This is a genomic window from Lentisphaera marina (assembly GCF_028745505.1).
GTDB lineage: Bacteria > Verrucomicrobiota > Lentisphaeria > Lentisphaerales > Lentisphaeraceae > Lentisphaera > Lentisphaera marina.
In genome coordinates, this window is the sequence record NZ_JAQZZL010000002.1 from 846483 (window position 1) to 858907 (window position 12425).

A 12425-nucleotide genomic window follows, 5' to 3' on the forward strand; every position below is an offset into this window, starting at 1 on the left:
ATTAATACTCTTACACAGATGGCTGATGAGATATGTGACTAAGGAAGTAAACTAACAACAATAATTTACGGGAAAATATGAGTTGTTCATTTATGTCGCTCAAGCAGCTATAGAAACGGCTTTAGTTTTTCCCTTTAGGCTTTTTGTCTTTTTTAGGCTTTTTATTCTTCTTCATTTTTTTCCTTTCTAAAGTGGGGTATTGATTGTGTAGCTCCATGGCTTTTTGGCGTAGTTCATTAGTTATTTCTGGCATGTTTGCCGAGAGGTCAGTCATTTCTGCAGGATCATTTTCAAGATCAAAAAGCTGCCAGTGGCCATCAGGGTATTTTTTCGAGTCCTTCACTGAACCAACAAGTTTCCATTTGTCTTTTCGTGCCATTCTATAATTCTTATAAGAAAAGACGAAATCACGATTCACTCTAGAATGACCTTTGAGTAGAGTTAAGATATTGGAGCCATCCATTGGATTGAGTTTACGTTCACCAATATTTGCAGGGTAGTTTGTACCTGTAGCCGCATAAATAGTTGGGGCTATGCCCATTATTTGCACCGGTTCCCGAATGTAAGTATCGGTGCTTGAACTTGCCATGTTTCCAGGCCAGTTAACGATCATTGAAGTACGCATTCCTCCTCCCCATAAAGATTGCTTGGCACCTCGTAATGGAGTGTTTTGAAAAGCAGCGACTGCTGAGCCACTATCTCCTGCATGGGCAAAAGGAGGGACACCTAGTTGAGCGATTTCTTCCATTTTCATGTCATTGATCTTGGTATTTCCATACTTACCACGCACTGCACAGGCACCATTGTCAGAAAGAAAAAATATCAGCGTATTTTCATACTGCTTCGTTTCTTTGAGCATAGTTATAATTCTACCTACTTGTTCATCTGCTACATCGAGCATGCCCGCAATCACTTCTAACTTACGAGTAAATAACCTTTGTTCTTTACTATTAAAACCTTCCCATTTAAAGGGCTTGGATTGTTCGCCATCATGTGAAAGTGGAGGGAGCTTCCAAGTCGCCGGATCAATAATACCTTTATCCACCATTTTATTATATCTTTGATTACTCATTTCACTGAGTCCTGCATCATAGCGACCCTTGTATTTATCAACATATTTCTTTGGCGCGTGAAAATCAAAATGAGGCGTATGGACTGAATAGTATAAAAAGAAGGGCTTGTCTTTATCAATGGCTTCTTCTTTGATCGTTTTGATAGCATGATCAGTGTAGGCAATAGTGCTGTACCAGTCATCTGGCAGGCTACTTTTATCAATGGATTGATCCTGATGCATTAATTGCTTCACTGAGTCCTTAAAATATGAGGCCCTGTAGCGTTCACCGAAACGATATTGGAAACCCGCCTCCAGTGGTTCTGTACGAATATGCCATTTGCCAGAGAGTATTGTTGTGTAACCTGAGTCACCAAGTACTTCAGCAATGCACGCAGCGTTGTTTTCGATAAAGTCTCCACCTGCTTCACCTTGGATGCCCAGTCGTTTAGAGTTCATTCCCGACATGAGTGCACATCGAGTGGGTGCGCATTTAGCATTATTCATACAATTTAGAAAAGTGACACCTTCATCAGCCAGTCTTGAGATGTGAGGCATTTGGGCTTCACCACCCATGTATTGAGGGTCAGAATAACCCATGTCATCAAATAAAATAATGATTACATTCCAGACTGTTGACAAAGTCCTCCCGTGTGGAGGACTTTTTTATTGGTTAAATTATATTGACTAATGATTAAAAAACAGTCAAAACAGTCCGAGTTTGAATTCGTTTGCCTTGAGCAATTAGTTCCGCAAGACCACCTTTTGCGGAAGATCGACTCCATTGTCGATTTTGAATTCATTCACCACAAGGTGGCACACCTCTATTGCCCAACAAATGGTCGTCCCGGCGTTGATCCAGTCGTTCTTTTTAAGATGCTTTTTATTGGATATCTATTTGGTATTCGCAGCGAGCGTCAACTCATTCGTGAGATAGAAATGAATATGGCTTATCGCTGGTTTCTTGGTTATAACTTACAGGATAAAATTCCGCACCACTCAACCATCAGCCAAAACCGTCGCCGTCGTTTTCAAGAGAGCAATGTTTATCAAGAAATATTCGATGAGATCGTTCTCTTAGCTATGGAGCGTAAGCTTGTCGATGGAAAGCACCTTTATACCGACTCTACTCACTTAAAGGCTAATGCCAATAAGAATAAATTTGATAAGCAAGACGTTGAGAAGTCGACTCGAGATTATTTAGATGTTCTCAATAAAGATATCGCGAAAGATCGAGCTCAAAATGATAAGAAGCCTCTCAAAAAAAAAGATAGTAGCCCGGTGATTAAAGAAACGAAGATCAGCACCACTGATCCAGACAGTGGTTATATGGTCAGGGATGGTAAACCCAAAGGCTTTTTCTATCTAGATCACAGGACTGTCGATGGGAAGTTTAATATTATCACTGACAGTTTTGTCACCGCGGGAAATGTTCACGACAGTATCCCGTATCTCAAGCGCTTGGATCACCAACTTGAACGGTTTAATTTTAATGTCGAAGCTGTTGGTTTAGATGCCGGTTATTTCACCGCGGGAATCTGCAAAGGACTTGTGGATCGAGATATTTTCGGTGTGATAAGCTATCGACGCCCGAACCATATTAAAGGTTATTTCCGGAAAAGTCAGTTCATTTACAACTCTACAGACAATAGCTATACCTGCCCGGCAGAGCAGGTACTTCCTTATCGAACAACCACTCGCGAAGGCTTCCGCGAATATGCTTCAAACCCTAAAACCTGCACCAACTGCTCATTGCGAAGCCAGTGTACAAAAAGTGCGAATCACACAAAGATCGTCACACGACATATCTGGGAGGATCAAAAAGAGTGCATCAAGAAAAACCGACTCACACCAGAAGGTAAAATCCTATATAAACGAAGGCAGGAAACCGTGGAGAGGAGTTTCGCTGACTCAAAGCAATTACACGGTCACCGTTATGCGAAATTGCGTGGAATTAAAAAGGCTTGAATTCAACTCATAAGTGCAACACCCACTTTTTTTGTTAAATCAATTCCAGTTAGTTTCTGAAATACTTCATAAGGTGTTTTAAACTTCAAGCATTTTCGAGGTCTATTATTAAGCTTGTGAACAGCAATTTCAACCTCTGAAACATTAACTTTATCAAGAGGCATATTCTTAGGGAAATATTGACGTAGCAAACCATTGGCATTTTCATTCTGCCCTCGCTCCCATGAATGATATGGTTTAGCAAAATAGCTTTTACATTCCAAGATTTCAGAAATACTTTCATGTTTAGCAAATTCTTTCCCATTATCAAATGTTAGGGTATGAACTTGTTCTTTAATGGGTTTTAACAAATTAATGATGGCTTCACTAACTAAAGAAGCCTTTTTTTGAGAAACAGGCAGTGCTAATCGTACTTTTGATTTACGGTCATCCATTGTTACTATTGCGCCTTTATGAGCTTTCCCTATGATTGTATCAAGCTCCCAATCACCAACTCGTTCTCTTTTATTAGCCGCTTCAGGGCGCTGATCTATATCAACTCTGTTGGGAATGCCATTCCTACTGTGTTGGTTACCATATCGCTTACGGTAAGGTTTACCTTGATGTCGAAGCAATTTATACAATTCGCCTCCAGACTGCTTGTCTTTGAGAATGTATTGGTAAATGGTTTCATGATGAAGAGACACTGCCTTATCATCTTTTAATCGACCTACTATTTGTTCAGGGCTCCAATCCATTTCAAGATGTTCATTGATATAAGTCTTAATCTCAACGTTTAACTTAACTGCTTTCGCTTTCTCTTTTTGTCGCCTTTGAGCTAGTTCATTAGCCTGTTTATTACGATATCCACGTTGGCCTATATTACGATTAATCTCACGTGATAACGTACTTGTTGAACGACTGAGCTTTTTTGCTATTTTATTGAGTGATTCGCCTGCCTTTCGCTCTAACTCAAGGTAATGTCTTTCTTCAAGACTCAGGTGTTTATAGGACATGATAGTCTCCTCTGTGTTTAGTTTGGTCACTAATACAGATTACATCTGAGTCTTGTTTTACTCGATATCTTACATACTAGTGACTAACAGAGGTGTTGCACTTACTACTCGAATTCAGCAGGTTCAAGAGCAGTGTCTTTTAGCCGCCGCATGCCAAAATATGAAGAAAATTGCTATCGCTTCGTAAAGGAGCACTGCATTTCTTGATGAACGCAGAATTTCACTCAAGAAAACACCAACAAGCTCCTGCAAGACATTTCTACATACTGTAAGAACCTTTTGTTGAAATTATAAAATATTTGCTTTTCTGTACAAAAAGAAAACCCCCGTTACAAAAACGGGGGTTTATCAACAGTCTGTAATGATTACATTCGTTTTTTCTTTTGCTTTTATGGTAGAAGTAAAAACAAGAGTGCTAGTAGCGATTAAGAACATTACTAAGGTTTTCACAGTGAGTCTCCTTATTGATTTATAGTATGTATTGATATAGTTCTACACCACAAATAAGTTGGCACTGGGACACAAGTTATTTACAAAAATGCTTGGATATGATGGTTCGCTTATCATGTATAAGTTCTGTTTTTCCCCTTAAAAGTGAAATAAATTAAAAAATACTGTTGCTCGATTAATAGTTTACCCCAAGCCATCTATGAATAAATTAAAGATGTTTTTTAATTCGTGTCCCAAAACTTTTGAACGCTTTGTGTATGAAGTGAAATACATGTTTTGATGATCCATAAATATGCCTTGAGGGTGGAGTATATTTACTTATGATAATCACGTGTTTTAATCCTTTATCTTACTCATGACTTGATGTGAGGTAGGACTTGTGAGTCATAGATATGCATAATCAATGACTTGGGAAGTTTTTTTGTGCGGCATATAATTATAGGATGAATATTTATCGTGAGTCTTAGAATGAATAGAAGAACATTACTGAAAGGTGCTGGTGTGGCACTTGCACTGCCTAACTTGGAAATGTTCGCGGATGTTAAAAAACCTGAAAAAATCAGACGTTTCGTAGGCTTCTGTGGACCTTTAGGCGTTTATCCACCGGCATTTTTCCCTGAGAAAGGCGGGAAGAATTATCAATTGACTGAAACAACTCAAGCCTTGGAAGTCCACAAAAAAGATATCACGATTTTTAAAAATTTAGACCATGGTTTAAGAGGTGGGCACAAGGCCATACACACTTTTTTGAGTGGAGTGAAATTGGAAGACGCGGCGTCAAATATTTTATACCCTGAAAAGAATATTAGCCTAGATCAAAAGTTTGCTGATCACTTTGGTCACAAAACGCGCTTTCACTCATTTGCGGTATGCCCATCAGAGAAAAATCGCTTGGGTTTAATGAATACGACCACATGGACGAAAAATGGAATCGCAGTTCCCAATATCGAAGATCCTCTGATTCTTTTTAATAAGTTGTTTAAACAGGATAGTCCTGAACAAATTCAACAAAATTTACGTAAAACCGATATTCGCAAAAGTATTTTAGATGCCGTTTTGGTACAGTCTAAAACGATGAATGCCAAGTTAGGTCGTGCAGATCAACAAAAAATGGATCAGTATTTCACTTCTATTCGTGAGTTGGAACAAAAAATTCAGCTCCGTAGGACTTGGATTACAAAAGACAAGCCTCAGGTCGGTGATTTTAATAATACAGCTGGTAGTCAGGATGAGTTGTTTGAAATCTTTTTTGAACTCCTTCATTTAGCTTTAGTAACTGACTCGACCAGATCGACAGTTTTTCACGTTCCCTTTGGAATTGACTTAAGTGGGATCGGAGTAGCTAATCGTGGTTATCACGGTTGTTCACACCACGGTAAGAGTCCTGAAATAGTAGCGGACCTTAAAAAGGTTGATAGCTTCCTAATGAAAAGCTTGGCAGATTTTATTGGCAAGCTCAAAGAGAGTCAAATATTAGATGACACTGTGGTATTATTTGGTAGCGGCATGAGTGATGGTTCACCCCATAGTAATGAGTGTCTCCCAGTCATTGTGGCTGGAGGTGGGTTTAATCATGGTGAACATAAAATCTATTCAACAGAGCCAGGAAAGAAAACGCCTTTGTGTAATCTTTATTTGACAATTTTACAGTCTTTGGGTTTGGAGATTGATCGCTTCTCAAATAGTACCGGAACTATCAATAGCTTTGGTATGGCCTAAAATGGGCTTGTTTAATCGTCAAAGACTGGAGCTGGAAAAATGGAAGTGAAGTTTTTCTGCCCGCATTGTGAACAAAAACTAGCTTGCGATTCAAATGTCGCAGGTAAAGAGATTCAATGCCCTCAATGTACGAATGCTATCACAGTACCAATGCCATCTGTACAAGAACCAGAGGTTCAGGAAGCCACAGAATTTACCCCACTTGAAGAAAGTCCACAGCGTAAGCCTTCACGTAAAAAAACGATGCGGGGAACTAATAGCAAACAACGAAGTTCCACAAAAAGGCGAATGCGACCCAAGCAGAAAAGTGGAAATGGGATTTTCGTCGTTCTAGGTGTTTTTGCTATTCTTATTGTTTCAGCAGTCTTTATTTTTAAAGATGATTTAGAGGCGGCCATAAATGGCGGTCAAAGAATTGCTGAAAAAGCTTCTTCACAAACAGAGGTTGGATTAGAGGGAGAAAAATCCTACCCTGAATTGGATGTAGATAAGCCTGAGGAAGTAAAGCAGGATGACCAGGAGATTATTGAAGAGGGTCCCTATGTAGAACAAGTGATCGAATCTACCGTACCTTTCTTGAAACCTGAACCGGTAGGGCCACCTGTGATTACAGGGGTAGATGAGAAAGTGAAACCCTTTTTAACTCAATACTGTCTCGATTGCCATAACAACAGCAAGGACAAAGGGGAGATAAACCTAGAACTGCTTAATGGCTTTCATACCAATGCAGATACCCTAGAGATGTGGCATGATATTTATGATCAAATCAAAGAGGGTGAGATGCCTCCAGAAGAGGAAAATCAGCCGAGTGATCAAGAGCGAAAAAATATTATGGCTTGGATTCAGGCGCAGATGATCGCTGGCAAAGAAGACATGAAGAAGGCGACCTATACTCATTTGCGTCGACTTAATAATGATGAGTACAATCGCACCATTGGTGACTTATTAAAGATAGATACTTCACTGCTCAATTTAAGTAGAAATTTCCCAACAGATGAGCGTAAAGAAAATTTTAAGAATAATGGCGAAGCCCTTCAGGTGTCGGCATTTCATTTAGAAGCGTATATAGAAGCCGCAGAAGAGGCCATCAATAAGGCTGTCTACTTTGGAGATAAGCCAGAAGTGGTCACAAATACTTTCCGCCCTCCCTATTCAAAAAGTAATAATGTCTTGAAAGCCGCAAGGGTTTTAGGGAAAGATAAGTTTATAGACCTTGTGGAGCAACGTTCCTATGCGTTTCATCCAGATCAGCTCAGTGGCGTCCCTGAATCCGGCTATTACAAGGTTACAGCAAAAGTTCAGGCACGTAATCGTAAGCACGACCTGAATCCCAAGGCCTTTTCCGTTCCAAAGGATCAGTTACTCAGAGCTTCTATTGTTTTGACGGATCCACGAACGGGTGACTCCAATTACTTCACGGCTTCCGATAGAACCGCACAAGAATTTGAACTAAAAGATGAAAAAGTCATGGAGGTTTCTGGTAAGTATTGGATCGATAAAGGTTACACAGCAAAAATTGGTTTTCCCAACTCGATCCCGTTCTTCAAGCCTGCAAAAGGGAAAATTGACCGCAAGAAATTTAAGAAATTCTTTAAGGGTAGGAAAGGGGCTTTTGGTGGTTTCCTAGGTGGTCAGGACGTGATGAGAGATCATGGCCCAGTCGTTCGAGTATTTGAGTACAAAATTGAGGGCCCTTTTTATGATGAATGGCCGATTGCATCACATAAAAATCTATTTGCTAAAAAGACTTTAAACGAGATCAATATCAATACAGCGATTGATTCTTTTGCGAACATGGCTTTTAGGCGATCGATTAAGTCCGAAGATACCCTAGCAATAAAAGCAATGATGAAACGCCTATTATCGAGTGGTTTCACGAAAGAGGAAAGTCTCAAGGCCGGTTTAGTTGCAGTCTTATCTTCACCACAATTCTTTTACTTACAGGAAAATGAGGGGCGCTTAAATGATTACTCTTTAGCCAATCGCCTTTCTTACTTCCTTTGGTCATCCATGCCCGATAAAGAGTTGATGGCTTATGCGAAAGCCGGGAAATTACGTCACCCAAGCGTATTAGAAAAGCAAGTTATACGTATGATGAAAAGTCCTAAGATTGAGGGCTTCATTAATAATTTCTCGGATGGTTGGTTACAACTCAATAAACTTGGTACAATGCCACCCGATCGCAAGCTGAATGTGGATTATTACGTCAATGATTTGGAGCATGCCGGGCGTCAAGAAACACTTCATTTTGTTAAAGATTTGCTGTATAGCAATGGGAAAATAAACAATTTTTTAAATTCGGATTACACTTTTATGAATCGTGGCTTGGCGACTTTTTATGGTCGAAAAGATGCTTCATCATTTAAGTATAATAGCTATAAAAAAGTAAAATTGTCAGACCCACGAAGAGGTGGGCTTCTAGGACAAATGAGTTTGCTTACCGCAACGGCTGATGGTATTGATACTATGCCCGTCATTCGAGGTGCTTGGGTGGTAGAAAATATTTTTGGAGAACACTTAAAAGAACCACCTGGAGTTCCTGCAATCGAGCCTGATATACGAGGGGCAAAAACTGTTCGTCAGCTTTTAATCCAACATACGACGGACAAAAACTGTGCTTCCTGCCACGACAAAATTGACCCTCCGGGTTTTGCCCTAGAGAACTATGACCATGTAGGGCGCTGGCGCGATAACTATAATGAAAACCGTAAGAAAATGCAGCTTATGCCAGTTGATGCTTCTGGGAGAATGTCGAGTGGTAAACGCTTTGATGATATAGTGGATTTTAAGAAAATCCTGATGTCCAAGCAGGATGTTTTTGCCAATGCCTTAACGACAAAATTGCTCACTTATGGTCTAGGGCGTGAAGTTCGTTCTTTCGAACAACATAAGGTAACGGGCATTGCGAGAAGTAAAAAGAACTTTAGAGACCTTATTGTCGCGGTAGTGAAATCAGAAATGTTTCAGAGGAAATAATTTCATATATTAAATGAGCTATTTGAGATAAAAATTCATCTATTTTTTATCCAAGATCTTACATCTGTATCACTTAAAACATATATTTTTTTCTATGAGCGTGTCCACTGGTGCTTGTGAGCCTTGTGTTTATGTATAAATGGGTAAGATAAACGTATGAAAAAATTCACTTTGATTGAACTACTTGTCGTTGTTGCCATTATTGGCATTTTGGCCTCTTTACTTTTACCGTCTTTAGGCAAAGCCCGTAAGAAAGCAAAAAAAGCGATCTGTGTTAATAATCAGAAGCAGATTGCTGTAGCCCTCTATATGTACACAGATGATTCAGATAGTCAATTTCCGATTAATACATCTGGAGACTCCATAGGGAATATCAGTTGGGCTGATCGTATATCTGCATATCTCAATTTAAATTTGACTGAAACTCAAATACAGAACAGAAACTTCGGTATAGTGGATGGAAAAAACCAGGTGACGAGTTATCCAGTTTTTGCCTGCCCGGAATTTGTACCAAGTGATATTTATACAAATTTAACTGTGAGCTCATATTCTCCTAGTAGGTATCAATTAAAGAATAACGGAGATGTGAAGGGCAAAAAAAGAGGCTGGATGGCTCCTTGGGAGGAAAATAAAACTGATGGGAGAAGTTTGACGCTAAATGAAGTGAATAATAACTCAATATTAGTGGGGGAAGGCAGAGAGCAGGTCCTTGGTACAGCATCGAATACTGATATGGATATTGAAGACTATGCAGGATAGCAAAATAATCCCAGCTTTTGGCTTCATGATGATTATAAACTCAATTGGTCTATGGTAGATGGGTCAGTTCAGTATATGAGTTTTATGCAAACGACTTACCCCCTTTTCGATGCCTGGACAACCGGTGATGTTCGTGAAACTTTGTGGGATTCCTGGCTGACAGAATAATAACTGATGAGTATTAAAATAACACAAGCCGAATTCACTTGAATTCTGCTTATTTTAATAAATAGCTCTCTGTAGTTATACATTTGTCTTATTCGTAATGAGTCCACATTCTTAGGACTTTGATCGTTTTTTGATCCTCAATTACTTCATATACTAATCGGTGTTGAATATTAATTCTTCTTGAATATGCACCACTTAAATCCCCGATTAATTTTTCGTAGGGTGGGGGAGTTTGATATGGATTGTCTTTGATTGTTTCAATAAGCTTTACAACTTTGTTTTTGAGTCCAGAGCTAGAAACTTTCTTGGCGTCTTTTTGAGCATGTTTTGTATATACTATTTTCCAGCTCACCAATCAAGATCCTCACTACAGTCTTCGACTGAAGTGGCTAATCCTTCTTTAATAGAATCAGTCATACCTGCAATTGATGTAAGCATGAGTGTTTCTTGAATTGACCCCCAATCTTCTTCTGAAATAAGAACTGCTGAATGTCTTTTTCCTGTTATATGAATTGGGTCATGTGATTCATGAACTGCATCAACAAGTTTATAAAGGTTAGTTCTTGCTTTTGTTACGGACATTGTAGTCATTTTAAAATCTCCTTATTATACGTACGCTTTAATGTACGTGTTGTTTTTGAGAATTCAATTTTTTATTTCATTCTGATCTAACGTCTAAGCTTACCTGAATTTGAGGAACGAGAATTTCAGGTTCATTTTCTGGTTCTACTTTTTCTTTTTAAATTGTTTGTTGAATCTATCTATTTCTGATTGAGGAATCGGTAATAATTTTTTGAATATTCTTTCCATTTCTTCAGTTGTTTGTAAGGTTCCATTGCCAATGGGATATTTGAAATCAAAGTTACTACAAAACCAACAAAATGTTGATTCAAAAATTAATACATTTTGTTCACAATCATCCCATAAATCTTTAAAATAGCCTTATCCGCTTAACCTTTGAGCTTAGAAACTTCTCTTTTCTAAAGAGGGGGTTTAACGGTTTTTACTAAAACTGAGCTTAATTAAACACATGCTGTCCCATAGAATGCTTTATCAAAGTTAGGTAAATACGCTTGATCTGGAACTGCTTTGATCTTTGGAGGATCACTGGCTGTCCCACAAGTTTTCAAAAGAGATGATAAATCGAAATAGCTCCACAAAACACCTCGGATTAGAGTCGTAATTCTTGAAAAGGAATGTGGCCACTGAGATCTAAAAGCTAAAAACCTTAGTAAAACATACGTAAGTAGAGCCGTCCAAACTTGCCATTGAATTGCATTTTTATTATGACCTAAGAAGTCAGCTAGCTTCAAGTTTTGTTTTAGTTGTTTAAAGAAAACTTCAATACCCCATCGCGATTGATAAATAGAAGCGATAGAGCTTGGTGCCCACTGTAAATTATTACTTAGAAATTTCAGGGTCTTCATTTTTCCATCAACCTCAACATTAGTGGTAACTAATCGGAGGACTTTGGGGTAATGTTTTTCGGTATTCACCCCATTCAGTTTAATGAGTTGATCTGAAATGATATCCCCTTTAGAGGGCCGTTCCTCAATTATATCATAAGTCATATTGTCTTTAGAACGAGTCACCCAATTGACTCCTCGGGCATCAAGGTGAAAAAGGTGCTTGAAATCAACATAAGCTTTATCGAAGACAACGATTTCACCATCTTTAATGGTAGCACACATCTCCTTGGCTTCTGTTGAATCATGAGTATTAGCTTCTTTAACAATTGCATAGGAAGGTAAAAAAGTTTGAAGGTTTAATTGCATATGACATTTAGCCGCAGCTTTGCGGCGACGATGTTTGGCCCAATTCAAACAATGAGCTACTAATTTAATTGTCGTAGAATCAACCGCATATACGGCTCTTTTGAAACGTTGTGGAAAGTTTGAATTCTGTTTATCTAAACCAAAGCTAGGAAGTTGAGACTGCAGTGACTTTAAAACTTCCCAAAACAAATCTTCCGCCATTGCTGCATTTCGTGTTCGATTGGCATTTGAGAAAGTGTTTCTTTTTGGTGCTGTCGCACCTCTAATCTGAAATAATGAACTGGAGTGATAATGCAAACCATCACATACATCATTTAAACTTAGAGCATGAGAGAGCTGAGTATACAATAAACTTACGACGTGACTCCACGAACTGAATTTACGAGTCTTTATTCCATGCTTCTTAGCAAGTTTATTAACTATGTGAGGTGGGATTAATTGGCAGATCTGTTTTAAGGTTGATAGATTACTTTTGTTTGGCTTCATTGTAGTTCCTTTATTTGTGGTAATTTAAAGTACTCAATGAAGCCAGACTTACTTTCAGTTAGTCCAATTTATCATTTC

At 38.7% G+C, this 12425-nt stretch carries 8 protein-coding genes and 1 pseudogene; 4 read left to right on the forward strand and 5 right to left on the reverse strand.

The features are described from left to right. Nucleotides 1-121 precede the first annotated feature (121 nt). Nucleotides 122-1693 (reverse strand): sulfatase-like hydrolase/transferase, encoded by a 1572-nt coding sequence (locus PQO01_RS14610; protein WP_274314825.1) that lies wholly within the window; start codon nucleotides 1691-1693, stop codon nucleotides 122-124. 48 nt (nucleotides 1694-1741) lie between these two features. Here PQO01_RS14610 and PQO01_RS14615 point away from each other — a divergent pair. After that, nucleotides 1742-3013 (forward strand): annotated as a pseudogene (locus tag PQO01_RS14615) (IS1182 family transposase); the annotation flags it as partial. A gap of 8 nt (nucleotides 3014-3021) precedes the next feature. On the opposite strand, the gene PQO01_RS14620 reads toward PQO01_RS14615, so the two are convergent. Next, on the reverse strand, nucleotides 3022-4014 hold the full coding sequence (locus PQO01_RS14620) for an IS30 family transposase (protein WP_274312668.1): 993 nt from the start codon (nucleotides 4012-4014) through the stop codon (nucleotides 3022-3024). A gap of 918 nt (nucleotides 4015-4932) precedes the next feature. Here PQO01_RS14620 and PQO01_RS14625 point away from each other — a divergent pair. The 3 genes from PQO01_RS14625 to PQO01_RS14635 all read left to right on the forward strand — a co-directional run bounded on the left by PQO01_RS14625 (nucleotide 4933) and on the right by PQO01_RS14635 (nucleotide 9918). Continuing rightward, on the forward strand, nucleotides 4933-6183 hold the full coding sequence (locus PQO01_RS14625; protein WP_274314826.1) for a DUF1552 domain-containing protein: 1251 nt from the start codon (nucleotides 4933-4935) through the stop codon (nucleotides 6181-6183). Nucleotides 6184-6222: 39 nt separating this feature from the next. After that, the gene (locus tag PQO01_RS14630; RefSeq protein ID WP_274314827.1) at nucleotides 6223-9159 is read left to right on the forward strand and encodes a DUF1592 domain-containing protein; all 2937 of its coding nucleotides are present in this window, start codon (nucleotides 6223-6225) and stop codon (nucleotides 9157-9159) included. 156 nt (nucleotides 9160-9315) lie between these two features. After that, a complete protein-coding gene (locus tag PQO01_RS14635; protein WP_274314828.1) occupies nucleotides 9316-9918 on the forward strand; it encodes a type II secretion system protein in 603 nt (200 codons plus the stop codon). Between the two features lie 256 nt (nucleotides 9919-10174). On the opposite strand, the gene PQO01_RS14640 is transcribed toward PQO01_RS14635, so the two are convergent. The 3 genes from PQO01_RS14640 to PQO01_RS14650 form a co-directional block, all read right to left on the reverse strand. Then, complete coding sequence (locus tag PQO01_RS14640) at nucleotides 10175-10438, reverse strand: Txe/YoeB family addiction module toxin (RefSeq protein WP_274314829.1); 264 nt, start codon at nucleotides 10436-10438, stop codon at nucleotides 10175-10177. Next, nucleotides 10435-10677, reverse strand: a complete 243-nt coding sequence (locus tag PQO01_RS14645) for a type II toxin-antitoxin system Phd/YefM family antitoxin (RefSeq protein WP_274314830.1) — start codon at nucleotides 10675-10677, stop codon at nucleotides 10435-10437. The genes PQO01_RS14640 and PQO01_RS14645 overlap by 4 nt, the downstream gene beginning before the upstream one ends. Nucleotides 10678-11108: 431 nt before the next feature. After that, the gene (locus tag PQO01_RS14650) at nucleotides 11109-12347 is read right to left on the reverse strand and encodes an IS4 family transposase (protein WP_274314831.1); all 1239 of its coding nucleotides are present in this window, start codon (nucleotides 12345-12347) and stop codon (nucleotides 11109-11111) included. Between the last annotated feature and the right edge of the window lie 78 nt (nucleotides 12348-12425).